Raw genomic sequence first — 26346 nt, forward strand, 5'->3', positions numbered from 1 at the left:
AGGGATGACGCGATGACATTGCAGCACATCGATCGGCCGATCACGATTCGCGCCAGTCGCAGCGAAAGCGGGCCTGGCGACGACTTTCTGCGCCTCAGCGGCAGGGCGGCTGTCCGCTGCCTGTCGCGCTACGGTGTGCTTGTCGGTTTCCTGGCGCTCTGGCAGGTAGCGAGCAGCGTCGGATGGGTCAACGCGGCGGTGCTGCCGCCGCTCGACATGATCATCACCGCGCTCTGGAAGGGGCTTGCCGGCGGCAGCCTGCTCGGCGACATCGCCATCAGCCTGCAGCGCGCCGGCATTGCCTTTGCGGCGGCAGTTGCGGTTGCCATCCCGCTCGGCCTGTTCATGGGCCAGGTGCGTCCGGTCGAAACCGCGCTCGATCCGATCCTGCAAGTATTCCGGCAGACGTCGGCGCTGGCGCTCTACCCGGTGTTCATCCTGCTGCTCGGGCTTGGCGAAACCTCGAAGATCTTCGTCATCTTCTGGGCAACGTTGTTTCCGTTGCTGCTCAACACCACCAGCGGCGTCAAGGAAGTCGATCCCAAGCTGCTCGAAATGGCCCGCGTCTACGGCGCGAGCCGGCTCACCGTGTTTCGCCGCGTCGTGCTGCCGGGCGCCGTGCCGTCGATCTTCGTCGGCTTGCGGCTAAGCGCCACCACCGCGCTGCTGCTCCTGATCGCGTCCGAGATGATCGGCGCCAACAAGGGCATCGGCTTCCAGGTGATGAACGCGCAGTACAATTTCCAGATCCCGCTGATGTTTGCGGCAATCGTCATCCTCGCCGGGCTCGGCCTGATCGCCAACCAGGCGTTGGTCACGCTGCAGCGGCGGCTCTGCCGCTGGAGCAACCCAGTCAACTAGCAGTCCGTCCCTCACCCTCCACTCAGGAAAGACCGGATCATGAAAATTACCCGCCGTTCCCTGCTTGCCGGCGCACCGCTTGCCGCCGGCCTCATCGCCACCGGCCTGCCGCGCATCGCCTTTGCCGAAACCGCACCGGTGAAATTTCGCTATCTCGCCAGCCGTGGCAGCATCTCCCCGCACGAACTCGCCGCCGAGCTCGGCTACTACAAAGGGCTCGGCGTCGAGCTGGAGAATGTCGGCTATGCCTCGGGCGGACCGGAATCGCTATTTGCGCTGTCGTCCGGTAGCGTCGACATCGGCTCGGCCGCCACCGCGGCGGTGATCAACTCGATCTCTGGCGGCAACGACTTCGTCGCCGCCTATCCGAGCAACGGCATCAACAAGGACGTGAAGAGCGTCTTCTACGTGCTGGAAGACAGCCCGATCAAATCGATCGCCGACATTGCCGGCAAGACCATCTCGGTCAACACGCTCGGCGCCCATCTCGACTATACGGTGCGTGAGGCCCTGCACAGCGTCGGCCTGCCGCCGGACGCCGCCAACCTCGTTGTCGTGCCTGGCCCGCAGCTGGAGCAGACTTTGCGCTCGCGCCAGGTCGATATAGCCGGGCTCGGCTACTGGCAGGCTACGTTTGCCGGTGCGCTGGTCGCCAATGGCGGCGTGCGCGGCGTGTTCGACGACACCCAGGTGCTCGGCGAACTCGCCGGCGGCTTCGTCGTGCTCAGGCGCGACTTCATTGCCGCCAATCCGGATGCGGCGCACAACTTCGTCGAACAGTCGGCGCGCGCTTCAGACTGGTCGCGCCAGAACCCGGACGAAGCCCGCAAGGTGCTGGCCAATATCCTCAACAAGCGCGGCGAAAACGGCGATCTCGCCCGCTACTGGACCGGCTTTGGCTTGCGCGAAGGCGCGCAAGCGACCGACCGCGACATCGATTTCTGGGTCGCCGTGCTGGAGCGCGACGGCCGCCTCGCCAAGGGCAAGCTGAAGGCCGCCGGCATCCTGTACCGGCCCGGCGAAACCAAGACCAACTGAGCTCCGAAATAGCTGGGAGATGAGATGACCGGTTCCAACCGTGGCGGAGAGGTCTCGATCCGCGACCTCTCCAAATCCTTCAGCCTCGGCGGGCGCCGGCTTGCCGTGCTGCGAACACTCAACCTCGACATTCGTTCGGGGGAATGCCTTGTCATTGTCGGCGCCAGCGGCTCCGGCAAGACCACGTTGCTGCGTATTCTGGCCGGACTGGAGGCTGCCGATAGCGGCGCCGTCGCGATCGACGGCCAGCCGGTGCATGGCGTCGGCGCCGAGCGCGCCGTGATTTTCCAGGAGCCGCGCCTGCTGCCCTGGCTAAGCGTACTCGGCAATGTCGCCTTCGGTCTCGAGGTGCGCGGCGTACCCAAGAGGCAGGCCGAGGAACGCGCCCGCTTCTACGTTGCGCTGGTCGGCCTTGCCGAATTCGCCGATGCTTTTCCGAGCCAGCTTTCGGGCGGCATGGCGCAGCGCGTCGGCATCGCCCGGGCGCTGACCGTCCAGCCCGAGATTCTTCTGCTCGACGAGCCGCTGGGGGCGCTGGACGCCATGACCAAGATCGGCATGCAGGAGGAACTGGCGCGCATCTGGAGCGAGGAGAACGTCACCATGGTGATGGTCACCCACGATCTGGAAGAGGCGATCTATCTGGCCGACCGGGTGCTCATCCTGCCCAAGGAGAAAGGCGGCGCGGCAAGGCTGATCGACATCGACCTGCCACGCCCGCGCGAACGCAGCGAAACCCGCTTCGTACGCTATCGCGAAGAATTGCTGCGCGAATTCGGCCTGCATTGATCGGGGCAGGCGCCAGCCGTGGGCTGACACAGGAGGTTCGCTCTCGCGGCTACTGCTTGGTGAACGTGCCCGTATAGGTGAGGTCGGCAAGCCCATAGGTGACAGTCAGCGTCCCGTCCGCCTGCATGACCGCGCTGACGTCTCCGCCATTGGGAAGGCGCCGCAGTTTCAACGTGTTGCCGAAAATCTTGCCTTCGCCGTCGGCCACGCCAGGCTTGTTGTCGGCGATATCGCCCCAGGCGTAGGTGGCGGTGACATTGCCGCCGCGCGAAATCGTCAGCACGGCGAGCTTGCCGTCATACATCCCATCGAGACGTCCGCCCCATATGCCGGAAAATGCGACATATTTGGCCGGAATGCCCTCGCCGGGGGGCATGACCCGCACTGACGGATCGAGGACCGCCGCACCGTCCGGAGCAGAAGCCGTGGCCGGTGCAATGGGCTGAGGTTCGGGGGCAGGGGTTGGTTCAGGAGCCGACTGGCAGGCGACAAGCATGAATGCCGCGAAACCGAGCGTCGGAAAGAGACTGTTTGGTGGAGCCAATCGGAATCGAACCGACGACCTCTTGAATGCCATTCAAGCGCTCTCCCAACTGAGCTATGGCCCCACTCCGGCAGTCAGCCGGCGCCGTTGCCGGCGTAGAGGTCCGGAGCGGTTTCAACACCGCGCCGTTTAGTGCAGGCGGCTTCTAACCCCGCCTTCCCTGAATATCAAGCCTGCAAGAACCGCTTTTTCGTCACAGCTCAAGAAAGCCTGCGGGCGTACGCGCCCGCAGCCGATCAGACCTCGTCGTCGTCGTCGCCGACGCCGATCATGTCCGCGACATCGTCATCTTCTTCTTCTTCGTCGGCAAGGAACGTATCGTCCTCGTCGTCGCCGAGGTCCACATCGTCCTCGTCGTCGCCCAGATCGGGAAGGTCGTCGCCGGCCTTGACGTCTTCGTCGGCCTCTTCAAGCGAGACGACTTCAACGCCTTCTTCTTCCTCGGCGTCTACTTCCTTCTCGGCCACTTCCTCTTCCTCTTCGATGGCGGCGATCTTGCCTTCCTCGAAGTAGGAACGCGGATATGTCTTGCCGGTATAGGGCGAGACGATCGGGTCCTTGTTCAGGTCGTAGAATTTTCGACCCGTCTCAGGGTCGACACGCTTTGTGCCAAGTTCGTTTTTTGCCACGGCAAGCCTCGTCAGTAAAAGAGTGGTCCCCATAACCACAGTTTACCGCGCTGTCAAAGCGAAAAGCCGGCGTCACAAAACCAAGTACTGAAAGGCCCCGCGCCAAGTGACGACCATGGGGATGACCATTTGTGCCCGCCGTGATACGAGACCGCCGCAACAAATGAAAAGCGCCGGTGCGCCGGCATTCCGTCCAGGGAAATTCCATGTCTCACGCCGCCGCTGCCAAGCCGGCCACCGCCCGCAAATCCTCAGCCCTTTCCGGCACCGCCCGCGTGCCGGGCGACAAGTCGATTTCACATCGTTCCATGATGTTCGGCGGCCTGGCCTCCGGCGAAACCCGCGTCACCGGCCTGCTGGAAGGCGAGGATGTGATGCGCACGGCCGCCGCCATGAAGGCGATGGGCGCGCATATCGAGAAGCGCGGCGCCGAATGGGTGATCCGCGGCACGGGTAATGGCGCGCTGCTGCAACCGGAAGGCCCGCTCGACTTCGGCAACGCCGGCACCGGCTCACGCCTCACCATGGGCCTTGTCGGCACCTATGACATGGAAACGACCTTCATCGGCGACGCTTCTTTATCCGGACGCCCGATGGGTCGCGTGCTCGAGCCCTTGCGCCAGATGGGCGTGCAGGTGCTGAAGGCAACGCCGGGCGACCGCATGCCGATCACGCTGCATGGGCCGAAGCACGCAGCCCCCATCACCTACCGCGTGCCGATGGCTTCGGCGCAGGTGAAGTCGGCCGTGCTGCTCGCCGGTCTCAACACACCGGGCATCACCACCGTCATCGAACCGGTGATGACGCGCGACCACACCGAAAAGATGCTGAAGGGCTTTGGCGCCAATCTCTCGGTCGAGACCGACGAGCGCGGCGTGCGCCACATCTTCATCGAAGGCCAGGGCAAGCTGACCGGTCAGACGATCGCCGTGCCCGGCGATCCGTCCTCAGCCGGCTTCCCGCTGGTCGCCGCGCTCATCGTGCCGGGTTCCGACATTGTCATCGAAAACGTGCTGATGAACCCGACCCGCACCGGCCTTTTGCTGACGCTACAGGAAATGGGCGGCCAGATCGACGTTTTGAACCCACGCAATGCCGGCGGCGAGGATGTCGCCGATCTGCGCGTGCGCTATTCCGACCTCAAGGGCGTCACCGTGCCGCCGGAGCGGGCGCCGTCGATGATCGACGAATATCCGGTGCTGGCCGTTGCAGCGAGCTTCGCTGAAGGCGAGACGCTGATGCAGGGACTGGAAGAGCTGCGGGTAAAGGAGTCCGACCGGCTGGCGGCAGTCGCCAACGGCCTGAAAATCAATGGCGTCGACTGCACCGAGGGTGAGGCTTCGCTCGCGGTGCGCGGCAAGCCCGGCGGCAAGGGCCTGGGTGGCCATCCCAACGGCCAGGACACGACCGTACAGACCCATCTCGACCACCGCATCGCCATGAGCTTTCTGGTGATGGGACTGGCGACGGAAAAGCCGGTGACCATCGACGACGCTGCGATGATCGCGACGAGCTTCCCGGAGTTCATGGATTTGATGACGGGGCTGGGCGCGGAGATCGGGTTTTGAGGGGATTAAGATGGGCGAGAGCGACTCTCAAAAGAAAATCGGGATAAATATCGACGTTGGTGTAGGCGCCAAGGCGGAAATTAAAGCAGAAATCCCGCCTCAATCTTCTGGCCGTCTGCTGGACGCTCTGACTGATATAATCAGGCCTATATCAGAAGCGCGCGGCCTACGCGCGGATCAGATTAGACTTCAACGTGAAGATGTCCTCATTGAGATCGCTCGGCGGGCTCGACAACGCTTGGATATTGAAGGTGGCCAATTTAACCCGATCCCCAACAAGGTATTGGTCCCAGCCCTTGAGAAAGCATCGCTCGAAAGCTCTGATGATACCGAGATGATGGAACGGTGGGCGGAGCTTATCGCCAGCGCTGCAAAGGGCGCCGGAATATCGCCTCATCTGATAAATGTGCTGTCCGAACTTTCTTCAAATCAGGCTGATCTTTTGGAGCGAATATTCTGGACAGGAAACGCAACCGACGAACAGGATTACAGCCCCAGTCAAAAAGATAGTATACATATAGATTGGATTAAGTCGATGGTGGGCGACCAGCCTATCTCCCACCATCCTCGTAGAGGTTTAGTCTTAACAGATACAATTCGGAAGATCATCGACTCTGGCGATCCGAACCAATATTTCTTTTATTTCTGCCAATGCGTTTTACCTGGTCCTGGATCTTTTTATGCGAGCGCTACTATATCGAGTGAAGTATTTACTGCTCTTGACGAGATGCAGGAAGCTTACGACGACGAAGATATCCGCCTAGACATTGCGGTTCTGAGAAACCTCTCCTTACTAGAAAGGCAGATTATTTCTATGAGATCCAAGGATTTTTCTGTCGAATATTCTGTTGATCTATACCGGATATCCCCTTTTGGATATTATTTTTTAGGGAAATGCTCTAGAGCAATTAGAGAGCACATCGAGGCTTTGCCTGTGCCTGAAGGTGAACCGCTTCGTGGTTCAGAAAAGTGATGATCGTAATCGCCATCGACGGTCCCGCCGGCGCCGGCAAAGGCACCCTTGCCCGCCGGCTTGCCGACCACTACCGCCTTAACCTCCTCGACACTGGCCTCACCTATCGCGCCGTGGCCTACGCATTGCTCCAGCACGCGCTACCCCTCGACAATGTCTCTGCGGCCGAGACCGCCGCGCGTCAGGTCGATCTGGCGAAGCTCGACCGGGCGATGCTATCGGCGCATGCGGTTGGCGAGGCTGCCTCGAAGGTAGCGGTTTACCCGACCGTGCGGCGCATCCTGGTCGAAAAGCAGCGTGACTTCGCCAAAACCCCTCCAGGCGCGGTGCTCGATGGGCGCGACATCGGCACCGTCGTGTGCCCCGATGCCGACATCAAACTCTATGTGACGGCGAGCGCCGAGGTGCGGGCGCAGCGCCGGCTGGCGGAGATCGAAAGCATCGGCGGCTCAGCCAATTTTTCCGAAATCCTCGCCGATATCGTGCGCCGCGACGAGCGCGACATGGGCCGCGCCGACTCGCCGCTGAAGCCGGCGGACGACGCGCACTTGCTTGATACCTCCGAAATGGCTATAGAGGCCGCGTTTCTGGCGGCCAAAACGATCATAGACGACGCCTTGGCCAAGAGAGATAAAGCCTGATTGAAGGTTTTCCCGCTGCCGCCGATTGCCGGAAGCAAAGAAAATACCCATATCGGGCACGAACCAGCCTGCCAGCATTCTTCATGCGCCGGAATTGCCGCTTAGGCGGCCCAGGGCTTTTGTAGCCCGGAACGCCGGCAGGCCAACGCAACGCTAACCCACGGCGCCCGTCCCGCTTCCAGATGCGGGGCACTCCAGGAGAAAATATGTCAGCTGCAAATCCCACTCGCGACGATTTCGCGAGCCTGCTCGAAGAATCATTTACCACCGGTCACTCCGGCGAAGGCCAGGTCGTCAAGGGCACGATCCTGGCGATCGAAAAAGACATGGCCATCATCGATGTCGGCCTCAAGGTCGAAGGCCGCGTGCCGCTGAAGGAATTCGGCGTCAAGGGCAAGGACTCGACGCTCAAGGTCGGTGACACGGTCGAAGTCATGGTCGAGCGCATCGAGAACGCACTGGGCGAAGCCGTCCTGTCGCGCGACAAGGCCCGCCGCGAAGAGAGCTGGGTCAAGCTCGAAGAGAAGTTCACCAAGGGTGAGCGCGTCGAAGGCGTCATCTTCAACCAGGTCAAGGGCGGCTTCACCGTCGACCTCGACGGCGCCGTGGCCTTCCTGCCGCGCAGCCAGGTCGATATCCGCCCGATCCGCGATGTCTCCCCGCTGATGCACAACCCGCAACCCTTCGAGATCCTCAAGATGGATCGCCGCCGCGGCAACATCGTCGTGTCGCGCCGCACCGTGCTCGAGGAAAGCCGCGCCGAACAGCGTTCGGAAATCGTGCAGAACCTCGAAGAAGGCCAGGTTGTCGAAGGCGTCGTCAAGAACATCACCGACTACGGTGCGTTCGTCGACCTCGGCGGCATCGATGGCCTGCTGCATGTCACCGACATGGCATGGCGCCGCGTCAACCATCCGACCGAAATCCTCAACATCGGTCAGACGGTCAAGGTGCAGATCATCCGCATCAACCAGGAAACCCACCGTATCTCGCTCGGCATGAAGCAGCTCGAGAGCGATCCGTGGTCCGAGATCGGCACCAAGTTCCCGATCGGCAAGAAGATCAAGGGCACCGTCACCAACATCACCGACTACGGCGCGTTCGTCGAACTGGAGCCGGGCATCGAGGGCCTCATCCACGTTTCGGAAATGTCGTGGACCAAGAAGAACGTGCATCCCGGCAAGATCCTGTCGACGACGCAGGAAGTCGACGTGGTGGTGCTCGAGGTCGATCCGGCCAAGCGCCGCATCTCGCTCGGCCTCAAGCAGACGCTCGAGAATCCGTGGCAGGCTTTCGCCTCGAGCCATCCGGTCGGCAGCCAGGTCGAGGGCGAGGTCAAGAACAAGACCGAGTTCGGCCTGTTCATCGGCCTCGAAGGCGACGTGGACGGCATGGTGCACCTCTCCGACCTCGACTGGACCCGTCCGGGCGAGCAGGTCATCGAAGAGTACAATCGCGGCGACATGGTCAAGGCGCAGGTGCTCGACGTCGACATCGACAAGGAACGCATCTCGCTCGGCATCAAGCAGCTGGCCAAGGATACGGTCGGCGAAGCGGCGACTTCGGGTGAACTGCGCAAGAACGCGGTCGTCACCTGCGAAGTCATCGGCGTCAAGGATGGCGGTCTGGAAGTGCGGCTGGTCGACAGCGGCATCGAGACCTTCATCAAGCGCTCCGATCTGAGCCGCGACCGCGACGAGCAGCGCCCCGAGCGCTTCACCGTCGGCCAGAAGGTTGACGCCCGCGTCATCGCCTTCGACAAGAAGACCCGCAAGCTGCAGGTCTCGATCAAGGCGCTGGAAATCGCCGAAGAGAAGGAAGCGGTCGCACAGTACGGCTCGACCGACTCCGGCGCTTCGCTGGGCGACATTCTGGGCGCCGCGCTGAAGAAGCAGGGCAGCTAAGCCGCTTCGCGCGCAGCGCGTAAGCCTCGGTTGCTGTCGCGCCTCGCGCGCGGCCTGAACCAAGAAAACCCGCGGGCTGCAAGGCTCGCGGGTTTTTTCATGCGCGGTGAGAGCCGGGTGGCGGCGGCCTTAAGCGGTTGGCACAAGACAAAGACGGTGGAACCCCTTCAATTCGGCACGGGCGGCTGTAGGTTCGGGCGCATGTCGTTTGCCGGCATAAACGTGGAATGTCACGCCCTTCGGGCAAAAGAGAAGCATTGGGCATGAAGGTCGTCGAACTCTATCGCTATCCGGTCAAGAGCCTGCGCGGCCATGCCGTTCCGAGCGCCGACATCGAGACCATGGGCATGGAAGGCGACCGTCGCTGGATGGTCGTCGACAAGGACGGACAGTTCCTCACCATCCGCCAGATACCGGCAATGACGACGATCGACGTCGAGCATCGCGGCACCGGCATCCTGCTGAAACATGACAGGCATGGCTCGCACGCCGTAGAGGCTCCCGGCCCAGGCGCCGCACTCCGTCAGGTCAAGATATGGAAGGACATGGTTGTTGCGCGGTCGGCCGATCCGGCCGCCGGCGCATATCTCTCGGCGATTCTTGGCCGGCCCGTCGATCTCGTTTATTTCGACGATCCGAAGAACCGGCCGGTCGACCCGGAATTCGGCCAGCCTGGCGATTACGTCGGCTTTGCCGATGGTTATCCGTTGCTGATCGCCACGACGGGCTCGCTAGACCATCTGAACAGCCATCTTGCCGGGCCCATCGAGATGGCGCGGTTTCGGCCGAACATCGTCATCGACGCAGAAGGCGCATGGCCCGAAGACAGCTGGAAGACGATCCGCATCGGCGCTGTCGAGTTGCGCATCGCAAAGCCCTGCTCGCGCTGTGTCATCACCACCCGCGATCCGCACAGCGGCGAGCAGCCGGACCCGCGCGAGCCGTTGCAGACGCTTGGCAAACTCCACCGCTCCGCCAAGGGCGGCATCATTTTCGGCCAGAATGCGATTCCCAACAACGCCGGCACGATCTCGATCGGCGACGCAGTCGAGGTCGTGGAGGCGGGCGTCTCCAACCTGACATAGTCCGCGGGTTCTTCTATGCCGTGGAAGCGTCGGCGGCCGCCATGCTCGCTAGGTCGGCAAAGACCGCTGGTGGAAGCCAGACGATCGGAGGCCCCATGACCCGCATCGGTTTTGTCGCGGCATTCCTTTTGATCGGCACTGCGGCGGCGTCGGCTGCATTACCTCCCTACTGGCACCGTGGGGCCGAGATCGACGCCATCACCGACAGCGGCGATGTTGCGCGCAGGGTGGAAAAGCATGGCCCCATCGACGCGATCGAGCATATCGGAAACGACCACTACCAGGTGGGCGGCGGCGGCTGCACGCTCGATGTGTTTATCGTCGACGATGCGAGCGCGGAACCGATGCCGGGGCCACGCAAGTTCAAGCTGCAGATAGGCAAGCTCGTCTGCAAATGAGACGCGGCGCCCCTTCAGGCGCGGCCGTAAAGCGGCACCAGCGTGCCGTTCATCGCCAGATTGGCCGGCGATGCCAGATAGGCGATGGCTTCGGCGGCGGCTTCCAGGCTGACCCATTTGGTGACATCGGCATCCGGCATGTCGGCGCGGTTGGCGGGCGTATCGAGCGTCGAGGGCGCGACCGCGTTGACCAGTATGCCCTTGTGCTTCAGCTCTTCCGCAATAGCCACCGTCATTGCCGCCACCGCGGCCTTGCTCGCGGCATAGGCGACCTTGCCGGCGCCGCGACGCGGGTCGAGCCCGGCGCGGGCCGTGACATTGACGATGCGGCCCGCAGTAGCCGAGCCAAGCATCGAGCGCACGGCCGCGCGGCAGCACAGGAAGGCAGTGCGGGCGTTGGTGTCCATCATTTCGGCAAAGGATGCCGATTCGATCTTTTCGACAGGTGCTCCGGCAAAGCCGCCGGCCAGATGGATGGAGGCCCACAGATCAGGAACGCTGTCGTAAAAGGCGTCGACCTTGGCGGGATCGGCGAGATCGACATTATGCGCCAGCCTGACGCGATCATGTGCCGTGAAGGGAAAATGCGTGGGGGCCGCGGCATGGGCATTCGGCACGTGGCAGATCGCGCCGTCGGCCAACAATTTGCCGACAACCGCTGCACCGAGCGCCCCGGTGCCACCGGTCACCACGATATGCTTTCCCTGAAGTGTTTCCGTCATCCTGGACGCTCCTGTAATTTTTTATGATTATGTCGTTCTTTCGCCGCGCCCGGCGCAGAGCGTCGCGCCTTTTGCACGATCACTCAACCGCCATCTCGACATGGCAGTGTTGCGTCTTTGCATCGCTCGAAGCTGCCGGCCCCCCCGCTTTGCCGGCGCATGAACGTACGGCGGATGGCAAAGCGTCAATCGATGGTGATTTCGATGACGTGCGGTAGCCCGGTTGCGCGTGCGCGTTTGAGCGCATCGGCAAGATCAGCAGTACCGGCAAGCCGTTCGGCGGCAATGCCGTAAGCCTCGGCCAGCTTGCAGAAATCCGGTGGCGCCGGCGACACGCCGACGGGTTCGACGCCGACATCGAGCATCGAAGTCTCGATCTCGCGATAGCCTCTGTTGTTCCAGACGACGAAGATGACCGGCGCCGGCGCATCGAGCGCCGCGCCCAGTTCCGGCAAGGTGAACTGGAAGCCGCCGTCGCCGGTGAGGCAGACCACCGGCACGCCGGGCATGGCGAGCGCGGCGCCGATCGCCGCCGGCGGCCCGTAGCCGAGTGCGCCGAAGCCGGTGGCGGCATTGAACCAGCCGCCCGGCCGGTCGTGGTCGTAATAGAGATTGGCGGCGTAGATCGGCTGTGTGGAATCGCCGACGATGATGGCGCCCGGCAAGGCGTCGCGGATGGTTTCCACCGCATGCACCTGTGCCGCGTAGGCAGGGCTCAGTTCGGCAAAGGCCGCCTTTCGTGCCGCGTCGGCGCGGCTCTCGCCGTCCTTCGCTGCGACATGATCAGGGCCTATCGCGGCAAGCAAGGTTTCGATCGCCTCAGCGCAATCGGCCTGGATGCCGACACTCACCGGGCGACGGGCGATCTGGTCGGCGCCGATATCGATGCGGATCAGATTGGCCGGCAAGACAAAACCGCCATCGCTGTAGCCGTCGTAATCGGTCGGGCCGAATTCGGTGCCGGCGGCGATGACCAGATCGGCGTCGGCCATCAGCGCCCGCACCGCTTTCAGGCTGGGACTGGCGGGTACGCAAAGCGGATGCGCGTGCAGCAGGCCGCGCGCGTTGGCGGTCTGGACGACTGGCGCCCCGAGCCGCTCGGCCAGGCGTTGCAAGGGCTCACCGGCGCGCTTGGCGCCGCCGCCAGCCAGGATCAGCGGCCGGCGCGCGGCGGCGATGAGCGTGGCAGCTGCGGCAACGGCCGCGCCATCCGGCGCCGGCGGCGCTGCATTGCTTAGCAAGGCAGCAATACCGTCGGCCGGTTTGACCATGACGTCGGTCGGGATTTCAATATGCACAGGCCCCGGTCGCGAGGAGGAAAACAGCGCGAAGGCCTGCGCCAAAGCGCCTGGCAATTCGCTGGCCTCGGTGACGCGCTGCGAAAACAGCGCCACCTTTTCCATCATGCCGCGCTGGTCCGGCAGCTCGTGCAGGAAGCCCAGCCCCTTGCCCAGCGTCGGCATCGCGTTGACGCCCGAAATCACCAGCATCGGCACCGAATCGGCGCGTGCCTGGCCCATGGCGGTGATGGTGTTGGTCAACCCCGGCCCGGTGATGACGAAGGCGACGCCCGGTCTGCCGCTGGCGCGCGCATAGCCGTCGGCCATGAAGCCGGCGCCCTGTTCGTGCCGCGGCGTGATGTGGCGGATTTTTGACCGCGCCAGCCCGCGGTAAAGCTCGACCGTGTGGACGCCCGGAATGCCGAAGACGGTGTCGACGCCATGCGCCTCGAGCAGCGTGATGAGGGCTTCGCCGATCGTTGTCATTTGTCTTTTCCCCTTTCCGGTGCGAGGCCGAGCTCGGCCTCTATGGCTTTGACGCCGATCGCCGCCAATTCGCCAGGCGAGAACATCTCTGCGGCCAGACAGCCTTCGACCCAGAGCCCGTCGATGATCGCGTTGATCGCGATGGCATGGCGGCGCAGCTCATTTGCGTCCGGCCTGCGCTGTTCGGCGCCGAGCACTTCGGCCACGACCGCTTCCACCTCGTTGCGAAAGCCGAGATAGCCTTCGCGGTGCGCTCGGGCGAGCGACGGATCCGCGCCGGCGCGGCCGATGAAGGTTGCCCAGAGCGAAAACACCCGCGCATCGATGATCGGCGCATTGAGGTTGGCGGTGACGAAGGCCGCAAGGCGCTGGCGCGGCGAAGAATTTTCCATCAGCAATGCTGCCTTCGCCTGCTCGGTCATGCGGCCCATCAGCGCCGCGTAGGCTTCCTGCAGCAATTCCTCCTTGCCGGGGAAATAGTGCCGGATCAGCCCGGCGGTGACACCGGCGCGCAAGGCGATGGCGCGCAGGCTGGCGCCCTCCAGGCCATGTTCCGCCACGCTGTCCAGGGTCGCGTCGATCAGGTCCTGCCGCCGTCGCTCCTCGCCCTCGCGACGGAACTTGCGGCGCTCATTCATTGGCGCAGGATGGGCCGCGTCAGGCATGTCGGCCCACCTTCGCAGGCGATGCAGAGCGCATCCGCGTCGAAGATTTCAACCGTGCAGCCGGCTGCTTCCATCGCGGCCTGGGTCTTGGGAAAGCCTGCAACGGCAATGACCTTGTGCGGGCTGGTTGGCAGCACGTTCAGGCTGAGGCCGTTGGACGCGGCAAACTCTTCGGCGTCGCCTTCCACCAGCCGGATGCCGCGTGCCTTCAGCAACTGATAGAACGGGGCCGGCAAAAGCGGTGAATAGACCAGCGCGAGGTCGTCGGCCAGCGGGCTGATCACCGACATCAGATGCAGGCACGCCTCCTCGCCCTGCCACAGCGGCAGATCGAAGCCGTAGACGGAAATGCCAAGCGGCGTCAGCAGGTTGGACACCTGCTGGATGCCTTCCTGGTTGGAGCGCACACCGCGCCCGATCACCAGCGTGCTGTTGTCCAGCCATACGCAATCACCGCCTTCGACCTGGCCGGGAGCCTCGACACGGCCGAGGATAGGAATACCCAGGCGTGTATAGGTTTCCTCATGCAGCGACGGCTCCCCGGCGCGCAATGGCTTGCCCATGGACAGGATCAGCGCGCCGCGGTCGGTCATCAGCGACGGGTCGTGGGTGAATACCGAGTCCGATAGTCCGTCGGCCTTGTCATCGATCCATTCGATTTCGGCGCCGGAAGCCCTTACCAGTTCAGCGAGAGCCGCGTGCTGCGACGCTGCTTTCGCCGGGTCGAAACCCGGGCCATAGTGCCAGGTAGCCCTGTCGGCGCCGCGCATGGCATTCGCGGCCGACCGCATCAGCACACGCCGCAGCGGCGCCGCCATGGACTGTGATCCGAAAGCGTTCATCGATGCCCTTTTCAAGGTGAAAAAAATGGAAAAAATTTCATCGAAGGCTATTTATACACTTGCACAATAAGGCCGCAAGTGCCGTAATGAGCGGGATTGACGGGCTCGCGCTGTTGAGTCCATGCTGAAGTCTGGAGTGGCATTACAGCGTATGTTGATTAGCCGGATAGACGTTCGACGATCTGCCGTCGACCATGTGGTAGAGGTCTCCCGGTGAGCGCGGTGGGAGTCGCCACAGTCCCATCCGGCAAGGCGCAGAATAGTGCGGCCGAAGCCATCCATGTCGAGAACCTGCACAAGAAATTCGGCCAGCTGCATGTGCTGAAGGGCGTCTCGCTGTCGGCGCGCGACGGCGAGGTGATCGCCATCATCGGCGGCTCGGGCTCCGGCAAATCGACGCTGCTACGCTGCATCAACTGCCTGGAGAACCCGACCAGCGGCATCATCCGTGTCAATGGCGAGGAGATCAAGCTCAAGGCCGACAGCCACGGCCACACCGTGCCCGCCGACCGCCGGCAGATCGAGCGCATCCGATCCAAGCTCGGCATGGTGTTCCAGAACTTCAACCTGTGGAGCCACATGACGCTGATCGAGAACGTCATCGAGGTTCCGGTGCATGTGCTGGGCGTCAAGCGTGACGTGGCGATCAGGGAAGCCGAAAAGCTGCTGGCGCGCGTCGGCCTCGCCGAAAAGCGCGATGTCTATCCGGCCTATCTCTCCGGCGGCCAGCAGCAGCGCGCCGCGATCGCCCGCGCTTTGGCCATCAACCCGCGCGTCATGCTGTTCGACGAGCCGACCTCGGCGCTCGACCCGGAGCTGGTCGGCGAGGTGCTGAAGGTGATCGGCGACCTGGCGCGCGAAGGGCGCACCATGGTGCTGGTGACGCATGAAATGAAATTCGCCCGCGAGGTCGCGACCCATGTCGTCTACCTCTACAACGGGCTGGTCGAGGAAGAGGGACCGCCGGAGCAGATCTTCGGCGCACCGAAATCCGAAAGGCTGAAGCAGTTCATCCGCAACATCGGCTAGGAAGGCCGGGACGGAAGAAAACCGGGAACCAACAACAAACTGGGAGTCGTGATAATGAAGACTGTTCTGAAAACCTTCGCCGCAGCGCTGCTGCTCGGCGCCGCTGCCATGGGCGTGGCCAAGGCCGATCCGGTCAAGATCGGTGTCGCCGCCGAGCCCTATCCGCCCTTCACCTCGCCGGACGCCTCCGGCAAATGGGTCGGCTGGGAAATCGAGTTCATCGACGCCGTATGCGCCGAGGAGAAGCTCGACTGCGTCATTACGCCTGTCGCCTGGGACGGCATCATCCCGGCGCTGACGACCAAGAAGATCGACGTCATCGCCAGCTCGATGTCGATCACCGCCGAACGCGAGAAGACCATCGACTTCTCGGACAAGTACTACAACACGCCGACCGCCATCATTGGGCCGAAGGACCAGAAATTCGGCGCCACGCCGGACGACCTCAAGGGCAAAGTGCTCGGCGTGCAGGTGTCGACCACCCATTCGGCCTATGCCAAGAAGCATTTCGGCCCCACGGCCGCCGAGATCAAGGAATACCAGACCCAGGACGAAGCCAACAACGATCTGGCCGCAGGCCGCCTCGACGCCGTCCAGGCGGATTCGATCGCGCTCGACGCATTCCTGAAATCGGACCAGGGCAAGGCCTGCTGCGACTTGAAGGGCATGGTGGCTCCCGATGACGAGGTGCTCGGGCCAGGCGTGGGCGCCGGCGTGCGCAAGGAAGACACCGAACTAAAAGAAAAGATCAACGCCGGCATCAAAGCGATCCGCGCCAACGGCAAATATGACGAGATCTCGAAGAAGTACTTCGATTTCGACATTTATGGCGGTGGCGGCGCGCAGTCGAACTGACGACCCTCGCATAAGCTGAGAGGCATGGCGCTTAGCGCCATGCCGTCCTGCCCGATCTTTCCCAGACATGCTTGCCGCCGGCGCTGCCGTCGGCGGCTAGAGCCAGCAATCCGGGGGCGACGCTGATCGACGCACTTCTTTCGGCCTCGGCGGCCGGCATCATAGAGCTTCTTTCACCCTACCCGCCGGGTTGGGGCGGCACGCTGTTGCTTGGACTGCTCCATTCGATCGAGATCGCGGTCGGCGCCACGGTCCTCGGTCTCCTGATCGGCACCGGCGGCGCTTTTGGCAAGCTCTATGGCGGCCCGGTCGTGCGCGACCTGCTCGCCGTCTACACGACCGTGGTGCGCGCCGTACCCGAACTGGTGCTGATCCTTCTGCTCTATTATGCCGGAACGGACCTGATCAACCAGGCGCTGACCGCCATGGGCTATCAGCGGGTCGATATCAGCGGCCTTGCCGCAGGCATCGCCGTGCTCGGTTTTGTCCAGGGCGCCTATTCGACCGAGGTGATCCGGGGTGCGATCCTGGCCATTCCACAGGGCCAGATCGAAGCTGCCCGTGCCTATGGCATGTCGCCCGGCCTGATGCTGCGGCGCATAACGCTGCCGGCGATGCTGCCCTTCGCCATACCGGGCCTCGCCAATCTGTGGCTGATCGCCACCAAGGACACAGCACTTCTGGCGGTCGTCGGCTTTTACGAGCTGGCGCTGGCGACGCGGCAGGCCGCGGGCGTCACCAAAGCCTATTTCACCTTCTTTTTCGCCGCGGGCGTGCTCTATCTCATCCTGTCGCTGGTCTCCAACCTGCTCATCGGCCGTGTCGAGGCCTGGTCGCGGCGCGGTATGCCTTCGCTCAAGGATGCGCGCTGATGGCGGGAGAGGCGACCCTCATCAACGCTGCCGCACGGACGTCGCTATGGTTGCAGCCGCATCGCATCATGCTGATCCTGGTCGCCGTCGCGCTGGTTCTCGGTGCAGCCTTCTTCATGCGCTGGGACTGGCTGCCGCAATATTATGAAATGGGATTGCTGGGCATCTGGCGCTCGCTGTGGATCCTCGCCGTCACCTGTTTTCTCGGTTTCCTGCTCGCCGTGCCGCTCGGGCTGGCGCAGGCCGCCGGCCCGTTCTGGTTCGCCGCACCCGCCAAGACATTCTGCACCGTTATCCGAGGCACGCCGCTGCTGATCCAGCTGTGGCTGCTCTATTACGGGCTGGGCTCGCTGTTTCCGCAATATCCGTGGATCCGCGAATCCTGGATGTGGCCGTATCTCAGGCAAGCCTGGCCTTATGGCGTGCTGGCACTGACCTTGTCCTTCGCGGGCTATGAGGGCGAAGTGATGCGCGGCGCCTTTGCCGGCGTGCCCAAGGGGCAACTCGAAGCTGCCCGCGCCTTCGGCATGAGCCGCTGGAAGATTTTCCGTCGCATCTGGCTGCCGCAGGCCATCTACCGGGCGCTGCCGACGCTGACCGGCGAAACCGTGCTGCAATTGAAGTCGACGCCGCTGGTGGCAACGATCAGCGTCATCGACATCTTCGCCGTCTCGTCCAAGGTGCGGCAGGACACTTACCTCACCTACGAGCCCTTGCTGCTCCTGGCGCTGATCTACATGACCATCACCGGTATTCTGGTGTTTGCCTTCAGCAAGATCGAGGCGCGGATTCCGAACAAGATTGGGTAGTGAAATGGTGAATGGTAAAATAGTGAATGGTGAATAGTCGGCGGAAAGGGGTCGCAATTTTCGCGCCCTCGCCTAAGACGGCCATTCACTATTCACCATTCACCGTCATTAGGGCTCACCATGCAACTCTCTCTCGACCAGGCAACCGGGCTTTGCCGGATGGCAGCTCTTGGCGCCGGCGCCAATGAAGAGGCGGCGCAGTCGCTCACCGCCTCGATCATCGCCGCCGAGGCGGAAGGGCTTTCGACCGTCGGACTGACGCACTTCATCGACTATCTCGAGGCGCTGGAGGCCGGCCGCATCGACGGCAATGCCGATCCGGTGATTACCCGGCCGGCGCTCGCCGTCTATCTCTCCGATGCGCGCGGTGGCCTGGCGCATACCGGCTTCGACCGCACCATCGACGACCTTGCCAAGGCGGCAAAGCTGTTCGGCGTCGCCATCTTCTCGCAGAAGAACGCCTATACGTGCGGAGCGCTCGGTTATTTCACCGGCCGTCTCGCGCAGCTGGGACTGGTCTCTTTCGCGGCCACCAACGGGCCGGCGGTGCTGGCCGGCTCGGGCTCGGTCAAGCCGGTCTATTGCACCAATCCGATGTCGTTTGCCGCGCCCGCTGCCGATGGCGCGCCGCTGGTCATCGACCAGTCGTCGAGCGCCACCGCCTTCGTCAACATCCGCAAGGCGGCCGAGGACGGCAAGAAGATCCCCGAAGGCTGGGCGCTGGACGCCAGCGGCAATCCGACCACCGATCCGGCCGCGGCCATGAAAGGCGCCATGCTGGCCTTCGGCGGCCAGCGCGGCGCCAACATCGCGCTGATGGTCGAAGTGCTGGCGGCCGGCCTGTCGGGCGCCAACTGGTCGCTCGACGCCCCTTGGTTCACCGGCGGGCCGGACAGCCCGGGAACCGGCCTGTTCGTGCTGGCCGTCGAGCCCAAGCTGCTCGATCCGGATTTCGAGCAGCGCATGAAAGACCAGCTCGACCGGCTGCGCCGGCGCTTTGGCGTGCATGTGCCGGGCCGCGCCCGCGCCGAAGCGGCGGAAAAGGCGCAGGCCCGCGGCATCAACGCCCCCAAGGCGGTGGTGCAGCGCATTTCCGAATTCGCCGAGCGGTATTCGGGCTGAAGCAGTCTCGTCCAGGAGTTCGACTTGGATATTCCGAAAATGACCTGGACCAGGCTGGATCATCTGAAGGATGATCCGCCTCTTTTTCGCGGATCGCTGTTTCGCTACCGGAAGATGGCGCCCATAGAGGAAGTCATCGACGACATGCTTTTTGAAACGCATGAGGCGTCAGGCCTGGGTCTGGTTCGCGATTCCGGCTATGGAGCAGGCAATGTCCTCGTATTTCTTCCGGCAGAGGCGAAGGTCCCGGGCAAGGTGGTGGCCATTTCGCCCGAATGGCTAAGGCACAATTGGCAAAATTGGGTCGATAGCGAATCCACCCCCGACCAGGTCTGGGTTTGCCTGGCTGGTCGCCCAGCACCAGACAAACTGCCCGAAGAATAGCTTTTCGCAGCACGCCCGTTGAACCTTTTCGGGCGCGGCAGCGACCCAATAGCTGCCGGGTCGGGTTTGCCCGGTCGGTGTCTTCTGTCGGATGCGTTTTGGGCCGGGGCGGGCGTTTGCCGTCTCAGGTCAGCCGCCTCGAGCCCTGTCTCGACCGTTGCGTCACCCGGAAAACCCCGCTTCGGCGGGGTTTTCTGCGTCTTACGCTAAGCGCGATAAACATGACGGTGAAAGTTAACTTTTGTTAACTTGACTTGCTGGAAACCATCGGGCGTTTGCGAGTGGTCATCACAACAACAGGAGCTACGATGTCCGTAACCACCGACGCTTCCCGCGGCAGACTGATCATCCCGGCGTTTGGCCGTCTGTATTCGTCGCTGCATGACGGCGTGGAAACCCTTCTGCGCGTCATCGCCGGTGGCTTCCTAACCATCCACGGCTCGCAGAAGATCACCAACCCTTTCGGCGCCGCCGAGATGGTGGAAGGCCTCGGTTTCTATCCCGGTGCGTTCTGGTCCCTGCTTTTGTCCTGCACCGAATTCTTCGGCGGCATTTTGATCGCCATCGGCCTGTTGACCCGTCCGGCCAGCTTCGCCGGCATGTTTGTGCTGCTGGTCACCGTCTGGTTCCACTGGATCACGGTCGGCCAGGGCTTTTCCGGCGCCGAAAAGTCGCTTTTGTGGGCGGCGATCCTGCTGTTCTTCGTCATCCGCGGCGGCAACCGCCAATCGGTCGACGCGCGCATCGGCAAGGCGTTCTGAAAGGTGCTTTACTTGGACGCAATTCCGGACGGAAAACCGCTTCACACTTTTCCTGGAATTGCTCAGAAAGGAGGGTGACAGCGACGACGCGTCACCCTTTGCCTTTGGCCCAAAACGGACTATGAAACGGCTTCAGCCAAGCTTTCGAGCGCCGGAGCCAGCCATGACCGAAATCCTGCAAATCCCCAAGCTCGTGGTCGTCTTCGGCGGCTCCGGTTTTGTCGGCCGTCACATAGTGCGGGCGCTGGCCAAGCGCGGCTACCGCATCCGGGTGCCGGTGCGCCGGCCCGATCTCGCGGGCCATCTGCAGCCGCTCGGCAATGTCGGCCAGATCCAGCCGGTGCAGGCCAATGTGCGCATGCGCTGGTCGGTCGATCGCGCCGTCCAGGGCGCCGACCACGTCATCAACCTCGTCGCCATCCTGCATGAGAGCGGCCGGCAGAAGTTCAACACCGTGCACGATTTCGGCGCCCGCGCCGTGGCCGAGGCAGCGCGCTCGGTCGGCGCCGGCCTCACCCATATTTCCGCGCTGGGCGCCAACCTTAACGCCGAGTCCGACTATGCCCGCACCAAGGCGCTCGGCGAAAAGGCAGTGCTGGAGACCATCCCCGATGCCGTCATCTTCCGTCCCTCGATCAATTTCGGGCCGGAGGACAGCTTCTTCAACCGCTTCGCCGACATGGCGCGCTATTCGCCGGTGCTGCCGCTGATCGGCGGCGGCCGGACCAAGTTCCAGCCGGTCTATGTCGGCGATGTCGCCGAGGCGGTGGCGCGTTCGGTCGAAGGCAAGATCAAGGGCGGCCAGATCTACGAGCTCGGCGGGCCGCAGGTGCTCACCTTCAAGGAGTGCATGGAAGAACTGCTCACCGTCATCGAACGCAAGCGGCTCCTGGTGCCGGTGCCGTGGTGGGTGGCCAATCTGCAGGCCTCGGTCCTCGGCCTGCTGCCCAATCCGCTGCTGACCAAGGACCAGGTGCTGCAGCTGCGCGAGCACAACATCGTCTCGGAGGCGGCCACCAAGGCCAACCGGACGCTTGCCGGCCTCGACATCCAGCCGCAGTCGATCGGCACCATCCTGCCCAGCTACCTCTGGCGCTTCCGCGCCGCCGGCCAGTTTCAGCGCAAGCCCGCAGGCATCGCGTAACTAAGGCGTCACGCCCTAAACGCGCCGCGTCACCTGCATCGGCAGGCCGCCCTGCGGCTGCGTCGTCAATTTCTGCACCGGCCACGGCTTCGTTTCCGCCGTCACATCGAAGCGGAAGCGCGACAGCATGATGGCGAGCGCAATGATCGCTTCCTGCATGGCGAAGCTGGCGCCGATGCAGATGCGCGGACCGGCGCCGAAAGGCAGATATTGGAAGCGGTCGATCTTCTCGCGATTTCCCGGATGGAAGCGCTCGGGCATGAAGGCGTCGGGCCTGTCCCACAATTTTCTGTGCCGGTGCACGACCCAGGGCATCACCAGCACGGCGGCGCGCTTGGGCAGCACCAAATCGTTCCAGGTCTCCGTCTCGATAGGCTCGCGGTTGATCGACGGCGCCGGCGGATAGAGCCGCAGCGCCTCCTCGAAGGCGGCGCGGGTGAAGGGCATGGCGTCCAGCCACTTCGTCGGATCGGGCTCGCGCGCCAGCACGGCATCGATCTCGCGCTCGATCCTTTCGCGCTCCCATGGCGCCTCGGCGAGCAAGTAGAGCGTCCAGCCAAGCGCCCGCGCGGTCGTTTCGTGGCCGGCGCCGATGAAGGTGATGATGTTGTCCTCGACCTCGGCGCGCGTCAGCCCGTCCGGGCCTTCGGCCCTGAGCAGAAGCGTCAGGAAATCCTGCGGCGCGGTGTCGGGGTCGCGCTTCAGCCGTTCCTCGCGCATCTTGACCGTATCGGTTACGATCTTGCGGAAGTACGCCATGGTCTTGCGGCCGCGGATGCGGGTCAGCCGCGGCAGCCATTCGGGCGCGCGCAACAGATCCAGCGGATCGACGCGGCCCATGGTCTCGAACAGGCGGTCGATCTGCTTCTCGAAACTGCCGGGTTCGCCCGAAATCTCGTCGGAAAACAGCGTTTCGGCCAGGATATCGTAGGTGAGCAGCGTCATGTCGTGGGCGATATCGGACATGCCGCCACTCTCGTAACGGGTGACGAACTGCATCGTGCGCCGCAGCATCGGCTCGGCAAAGCCGAAGATGTGGCGCGGCGTGAACACCGGCGCCATCGCCTTGCGCGAGCGTTTCCACACCTCGCCCTCGGCGGTCAGCAGGCCGTCGCGCAGGATCGGGCGCAAGATCATCTGGCGCACGGTCGCCATCTTGTAGTTCTTGGCGTTGTCGATCAGCACGTGTTTGATGAGGCCGGGATCGTTGGCGACGATCAGATGCCCGCCGACGCCATTCGCCGAAATCCAGGGTTCGTTGTAGGTGTGCTCGCCCCACAATTCGAGCGGATTGCGATAAACGATCCGCATCATCTCCAACGTCGAAGGCGGAGTCGTGCGCGGCTTGGGCGCCGGTGGCACAAAGGGAGCGGGCTGCGTGTCCATGAGGTACTCCGCTGATGCCTCAATGTAGTGGCTGGCAATCGGGGCGTCCATGTGACCGAAGGGCAGACCGGAACCCTGCATCGCGGGCATGCTTCGACTGACAGCCTGTTCATCGGATCGTGACCGCCTGTGAAACGGCTGCGCCTTGTCCAGCAGGGCACTCTGCAGTAGGTGACAGTCACCAACAGATACTGCCAACCGCCCAGGAGAGCCCGCCTTGAAGCACCAGCTGAACATCATCATCGGCAGCACGCGGCCCGGCCGCGCCGGGCCGGTCTTCGCCCACTGGCTGGAGGGTTTTGCGCGCGAACACGGCAAATTCGAACCGGTGCTGACCGACATTGCCGCATTCCACCTGCCGGTTCTAGACGAACCGCATCACCCGAGGCTTGGCAATTATCAGAACGACCACACCAAAGCCTGGTCGAAGGCCACCGATGCCGCCGACGCCTTTGTGTTCGTGGCGCCGGAGTACAATTATTTCGTTGCGCCGGCGATCGTCAACGCCATCGACTACCTCCTCCGCGAATGGAAATACAAGCCAGCCGCCATTTTCAGCTATGGCGGCGTCTCCGGCGGCCTGCGCGCCGCGCAGGCGCTCAAGCCGCTGCTGACCTCGGTCGGCATCATGCCGATCCCCGAAGGCGTCGCGCTGCCGCTCTACCAGAAACTGCTGGAGAGCGACGGCTCCTTCAAGGCAAGCGAGCAGGTGCAGGGCGGAACCAAAGCCATGCTGGACGAGCTGTCGCGCTGGAGCGAGGCGCTGAAGCCGATGCGGGCTGCGTAAAGCAGCCGGTATTCGGCCCCGGCTTGCTCATGCCATAAAGAGATGGAATGGTCGGCAGGTGACTGAGCCGGGGGCGGTTCGACTTGCGGTTTTTGTTTGCCTTGCTGCTGATGCTTGCGACCACCGCGACGGCGGTGGCTGAGCGGCGCGTGGCGCTGGTCATTGCCGATGACGACTATCGGCTGGTGCGGAAGCTCTCCAATCCGGTCAATGACGGCGAGGCGATGGAAGCGGCGCTGAAGAAGCTTGGCTTCGAAGTCGTCCTCGAAACCAACCGCGACCTCAGGCGCATGCGCCGCGCTCTCGATGATTTTCGCGAGGACGCCAAGGGCGCCGATGTGGCGCTGGTGTATTTTTCCGGCCATGGCGTCGAAATCTCCGGCGACAACCGGCTGTTGCCGGTCGACGCCGATGCCTCTTCGCTCGACCAGCTGGAAAAGACCAGCCTGCCGCTGGAAGAGGTGCGCGATGCGGTTGCAGCCACTGCCAAGGTCGGGCTGATCGTGCTCGACGCCTGCCGCAGCGATCCGTTCTCTGGGACCAGCGGCGACGGGCGCGGCGCGACATCGCTGATCAAGGATCTGGTGGACAAGGTCAAGCCGGGTCTCGGGCGCATCGGCAAGGCGGAAAACATCCTGTTCGCCTTCTCGGCCGCGCCCGGCGAGACGGCCGCCGACGGAACCGGCGCGAATTCGCCCTTTACAGCGGCGCTGACCAAATATCTCGGTACCGAAGGGCTTGAGATACGCTCGGTGCTGACGCTGGTGCAGCAGGAGGTCTATGACCTCAGCCGCGGCAAGCAATTGCCCTATGTCGAGAACGGACTGCCGAAGCTGTTCTTTGCCTCGGCGGCCAAGGAGCAATTGCCGGAGCGCGAACGGCTGCTGCTCGCCATGGCGGATGTGACGCCCGAGATGCGCGGCGCGGTCGAACGGGTCGCCAGCGATGCCGACATGCCGCTGGCGCCGCTCTATGGCGCGCTGATCAGCACTGATAACAGCCATCTCTCCGGCGAAAGCCTGGACGCCCGGCTGCGCGAGGCCGCCGACGCCTTCGTCAAGGTGCGTGACGACATGAAGACCCTGGCCGCCGATGATCCGACGGTGACGGCGCTGCGCCGGCAGGCCGAAGAGCAGTTGTCGCTCGGCGCCTTCGATGGCGCACGCGTGATCCTCGCCAAGGCCGCCGACATCGACAATGTCTCGCGCAACACATTGAAGTCCAAATTCGTCAGCCGCACCCTTTCCGAGGCCGCGACGCGCTTTCTGTCAGGCGGCGCGGCGCGCGCCAGCCTCGACTATGCCACCGCCATCAAGGACTATGAAACGGTGCTGTCGCTCTACGGCGAGGCCGGGCAGACCTCGCTCAGCCTGGAACAGGCCGACCGGCAGAGCCGGACGATGGAGGAACTCGGTATCCTCTACACAACGGTTGGCAATACCGACGCCGCTGGCCGCGCCTTCACCGCACTGCTGGCCAATCTCGAGCAGCGGGCGCGTCAGGAAACCGACCCCAGCGTCAAACGCGATCTCGCCATCAGTCATATCAAGCTCGCCAACATAAAGATGGCGCAAGGCGACCTGTCGGCCTCTCTGCAAAACTATGAGGCGGCCAGGGACATGCTGCAGGATCTGACCGCAAAGGTCCGTGACAAAAAAGACTGGCTCGGCGATCTGGCGATGGCCAATGACAAGATCGGCAATGTGCTGGCGACGCAAGGCGATGTGGGTGCGGCAGCCCAAGCCTATCAGCAAAGCCTGGCCATCAAGCAGCAATTGGCCAATGCCGAGCCGAACAGCGTCTATTTGCTGCGCGACCTGACCATTACCTATGACGAAATCGGCGATCTTGCCCGCACCGCCGGCCAGCTGGATGGCGCCCAAACGGCATTCGAAGAGAGCCTGAGAATCCGGCTGGCACTGGCGCAGAATAAACCCGATGACCCCAGGCACCAGCACGCCGTCTCCGTCAGCTACACCAGGATCGGCGACGTTCTGCGCGAGCGTGGCGACGCTGCCGGTGCGCTCGACGCCTACAACAAGAGCCAGGTGATCGCCGAAGCGCTTGTGCGCCGCGACTCAAACAACACCGATTTGAAGCGCGACCTGTCGGTCGGTTACGCCAAGATCGGCAAAGCTTACAGCGACCAGAAGGATTGGCCGCTCGCGCTGGAGTCCTTCCAGCAGGCGCTGGCCACGGCGCGCGACCTTGCCGCCATCGATCCCGGCAACACGGACTGGCAGCGCGACCTGTCTGTGTGTCTCGAACAGGTCGCCGAGGTGCTTAGAGAGCAGGGCGATGCCAGCGGTGCTCTGCAAAACTATCAGGACAGTCTTGCCATAGCCGACCGGCTGGCCAAGCTCGATCCTGCCAATTCGAACTGGCAGCGCGATATGTCGATCACCCTGCAGAAGATCGGCTATCTGGAAACCGATCGACGTCACTTTGAGGGTTCCAAGGCGGCATTCGAAGCCAGCCTCGCCATTGCCCAGAAACTCGCCCAGTCCGATCCGGACAATGCGATCTGGCAAATCGATCTGGCGCGCGCCTATGTCGCCTATGCCTATGTGGCGAGGGATCCGAAGGCGGCGCTGACCAAGGCGCTCAAGCTGACGCTGGAGCTCGACCGTACGGGACGGCTGGCGCCCGGGGACAAATTCATGATCAAATATTTGCGCAACCTTCTGGCCCATTCCAACGCTCGAAAAAAATAGCCGACTGCCGGTTGGGGATTTAGGCTGGAAATCCCCGCAAACCTTGGAAAAACCGCCT

General features: G+C 63.3%; 26 protein-coding genes and 1 tRNA gene. 19 read left to right on the forward strand and 8 right to left on the reverse strand.

Going from position 1 to position 26346, the window contains the following annotated elements; genetic code table 11:
- Positions 1-12: 12 nt before the first annotated feature.
- From JQK88_RS04905 to JQK88_RS04915, 3 genes are read left to right on the forward strand one after another with little or no spacing between them, the layout of a single operon-like run.
- A complete protein-coding gene (locus JQK88_RS04905) occupies positions 13-861 on the forward strand; it encodes an ABC transporter permease (RefSeq protein ID WP_203277638.1) in 849 nt (282 codons plus the stop codon).
- Positions 862-900: 39 nt separating this feature from the next.
- On the forward strand, positions 901-1899 hold the full coding sequence (locus tag JQK88_RS04910) for an ABC transporter substrate-binding protein (RefSeq protein WP_203277639.1): 999 nt from the start codon (positions 901-903) through the stop codon (positions 1897-1899).
- 24 nt (positions 1900-1923) lie between these two features.
- Positions 1924-2688 (forward strand): ABC transporter ATP-binding protein, encoded by a 765-nt coding sequence (locus JQK88_RS04915; protein WP_112563690.1) that lies wholly within the window; start codon positions 1924-1926, stop codon positions 2686-2688.
- A gap of 49 nt (positions 2689-2737) precedes the next feature.
- On the opposite strand, the gene JQK88_RS04920 is transcribed toward JQK88_RS04915, so the two are convergent.
- From JQK88_RS04920 to JQK88_RS04930, 3 genes are all read right to left on the reverse strand, one after another.
- Complete coding sequence (locus JQK88_RS04920) at positions 2738-3073, reverse strand: hypothetical protein (RefSeq protein WP_246749733.1); 336 nt, start codon at positions 3071-3073, stop codon at positions 2738-2740.
- Positions 3074-3220: 147 nt separating this feature from the next.
- Positions 3221-3296, reverse strand: a tRNA-Ala gene (locus tag JQK88_RS04925).
- A gap of 172 nt (positions 3297-3468) precedes the next feature.
- Entirely contained in the window at positions 3469-3861 is a 393-nt protein-coding gene (locus JQK88_RS04930) for a TIGR02300 family protein (protein ID WP_181056631.1), read from the reverse strand.
- Positions 3862-4067: 206 nt separating this feature from the next.
- Here JQK88_RS04930 and aroA point away from each other — a divergent pair, with 206 nt between their 5' ends.
- The 6 genes from aroA to JQK88_RS04960 all read left to right on the forward strand — a co-directional run bounded on the left by aroA (position 4068) and on the right by JQK88_RS04960 (position 10430).
- Positions 4068-5429, forward strand: a complete 1362-nt coding sequence (aroA, locus tag JQK88_RS04935) for a 3-phosphoshikimate 1-carboxyvinyltransferase (RefSeq protein WP_203277640.1) — start codon at positions 4068-4070, stop codon at positions 5427-5429.
- Between the two features lie 10 nt (positions 5430-5439).
- Entirely contained in the window at positions 5440-6402 is a 963-nt protein-coding gene (locus JQK88_RS04940; protein ID WP_203277641.1) for an Abi-alpha family protein, read from the forward strand.
- Entirely contained in the window at positions 6402-7043 is a 642-nt protein-coding gene (gene cmk, locus JQK88_RS04945; RefSeq protein ID WP_203277642.1) for a (d)CMP kinase, read from the forward strand. The genes JQK88_RS04940 and cmk overlap by 1 nt, the downstream gene beginning before the upstream one ends.
- A gap of 206 nt (positions 7044-7249) precedes the next feature.
- Complete coding sequence (gene rpsA / locus JQK88_RS04950; RefSeq protein ID WP_112563700.1) at positions 7250-8947, forward strand: 30S ribosomal protein S1; 1698 nt, start codon at positions 7250-7252, stop codon at positions 8945-8947.
- Between the two features lie 263 nt (positions 8948-9210).
- A complete protein-coding gene (locus tag JQK88_RS04955; protein WP_192255130.1) occupies positions 9211-10032 on the forward strand; it encodes an MOSC domain-containing protein in 822 nt (273 codons plus the stop codon).
- A 95-nt stretch (positions 10033-10127) separates the two neighbouring features.
- Positions 10128-10430 (forward strand): hypothetical protein, encoded by a 303-nt coding sequence (locus tag JQK88_RS04960; RefSeq protein WP_192255128.1) that lies wholly within the window; start codon positions 10128-10130, stop codon positions 10428-10430.
- A gap of 14 nt (positions 10431-10444) precedes the next feature.
- On the opposite strand, the gene JQK88_RS04965 is transcribed toward JQK88_RS04960, so the two are convergent.
- The 4 genes from JQK88_RS04965 to JQK88_RS04980 all read right to left on the reverse strand — a co-directional run bounded on the left by JQK88_RS04965 (position 10445) and on the right by JQK88_RS04980 (position 14425).
- A complete protein-coding gene (locus JQK88_RS04965; RefSeq protein ID WP_192255126.1) occupies positions 10445-11152 on the reverse strand; it encodes an SDR family NAD(P)-dependent oxidoreductase in 708 nt (235 codons plus the stop codon).
- Between the two features lie 185 nt (positions 11153-11337).
- Complete coding sequence (locus tag JQK88_RS04970; protein ID WP_203277643.1) at positions 11338-12918, reverse strand: 5-guanidino-2-oxopentanoate decarboxylase; 1581 nt, start codon at positions 12916-12918, stop codon at positions 11338-11340.
- The gene (locus JQK88_RS04975) at positions 12915-13583 is read right to left on the reverse strand and encodes a TetR family transcriptional regulator C-terminal domain-containing protein (protein ID WP_203277644.1); all 669 of its coding nucleotides are present in this window, start codon (positions 13581-13583) and stop codon (positions 12915-12917) included. The genes JQK88_RS04970 and JQK88_RS04975 overlap by 4 nt, the downstream gene beginning before the upstream one ends.
- A complete protein-coding gene (locus JQK88_RS04980; protein WP_203277645.1) occupies positions 13553-14425 on the reverse strand; it encodes a dimethylarginine dimethylaminohydrolase family protein in 873 nt (290 codons plus the stop codon). Before JQK88_RS04980 ends, JQK88_RS04975 begins: the two co-directional genes overlap by 31 nt.
- Before the next feature lie 213 nt (positions 14426-14638).
- Between JQK88_RS04980 and JQK88_RS04985 the strand changes: the two genes are divergently transcribed.
- The 8 genes from JQK88_RS04985 (at position 14639) to JQK88_RS05020 (ending at position 21401) form a co-directional block, all read left to right on the forward strand.
- Positions 14639-15454 carry an ABC transporter ATP-binding protein gene (locus JQK88_RS04985; protein WP_312037237.1) on the forward strand — a complete coding sequence of 272 codons (816 nt, stop codon included), beginning with the start codon at positions 14639-14641 and terminating at the stop codon, positions 15452-15454.
- Between the two features lie 54 nt (positions 15455-15508).
- Positions 15509-16309 (forward strand): transporter substrate-binding domain-containing protein, encoded by an 801-nt coding sequence (locus tag JQK88_RS04990; protein ID WP_203277646.1) that lies wholly within the window; start codon positions 15509-15511, stop codon positions 16307-16309.
- Positions 16310-16467: 158 nt separating this feature from the next.
- Positions 16468-17181, forward strand: a complete 714-nt coding sequence (locus JQK88_RS04995; RefSeq protein WP_312037248.1) for an ABC transporter permease — start codon at positions 16468-16470, stop codon at positions 17179-17181.
- A complete protein-coding gene (locus JQK88_RS05000) occupies positions 17181-17990 on the forward strand; it encodes an ABC transporter permease (RefSeq protein WP_203277647.1) in 810 nt (269 codons plus the stop codon). The genes JQK88_RS04995 and JQK88_RS05000 overlap by 1 nt, the downstream gene beginning before the upstream one ends.
- Positions 17991-18110: 120 nt before the next feature.
- Positions 18111-19112: an Ldh family oxidoreductase gene (locus JQK88_RS05005; protein ID WP_203277648.1), complete on the forward strand. Its 1002-nt coding sequence runs from the start codon at positions 18111-18113 to the stop codon at positions 19110-19112.
- Positions 19113-19136: 24 nt separating this feature from the next.
- Positions 19137-19496, forward strand: a complete 360-nt coding sequence (gene imm45 / locus JQK88_RS05010; protein WP_203277649.1) for an Imm45 family immunity protein — start codon at positions 19137-19139, stop codon at positions 19494-19496.
- A gap of 308 nt (positions 19497-19804) precedes the next feature.
- Positions 19805-20257 carry a DoxX family protein gene (locus tag JQK88_RS05015; RefSeq protein WP_203277650.1) on the forward strand — a complete coding sequence of 151 codons (453 nt, stop codon included), beginning with the start codon at positions 19805-19807 and terminating at the stop codon, positions 20255-20257.
- Positions 20258-20420: 163 nt separating this feature from the next.
- Positions 20421-21401: a complex I NDUFA9 subunit family protein gene (locus JQK88_RS05020; protein ID WP_192255109.1), complete on the forward strand. Its 981-nt coding sequence runs from the start codon at positions 20421-20423 to the stop codon at positions 21399-21401.
- A 15-nt stretch (positions 21402-21416) separates the two neighbouring features.
- On the opposite strand, the gene JQK88_RS05025 is transcribed toward JQK88_RS05020, so the two are convergent.
- Positions 21417-22787, reverse strand: a complete 1371-nt coding sequence (locus JQK88_RS05025) for a cytochrome P450 (protein WP_203277651.1) — start codon at positions 22785-22787, stop codon at positions 21417-21419.
- Between the two features lie 217 nt (positions 22788-23004).
- Here JQK88_RS05025 and JQK88_RS05030 point away from each other — a divergent pair, with 217 nt between their 5' ends.
- Together JQK88_RS05030 and JQK88_RS05035 are read left to right on the forward strand one after the other, a co-directional pair.
- Positions 23005-23574, forward strand: coding sequence for an NADPH-dependent FMN reductase (locus JQK88_RS05030; protein WP_203277652.1), 570 nt, complete (start codon positions 23005-23007; stop codon positions 23572-23574).
- An 83-nt stretch (positions 23575-23657) separates the two neighbouring features.
- The gene (locus JQK88_RS05035; RefSeq protein ID WP_246749734.1) at positions 23658-26288 is read left to right on the forward strand and encodes a caspase family protein; all 2631 of its coding nucleotides are present in this window, start codon (positions 23658-23660) and stop codon (positions 26286-26288) included.
- The last annotated feature ends 58 nt before the right edge of the window (positions 26289-26346 follow it).

Origin of the sequence: Mesorhizobium caraganae (genome assembly GCF_016836705.1) — a bacterium.
GTDB lineage: Bacteria > Pseudomonadota > Alphaproteobacteria > Rhizobiales > Rhizobiaceae > Mesorhizobium > Mesorhizobium caraganae.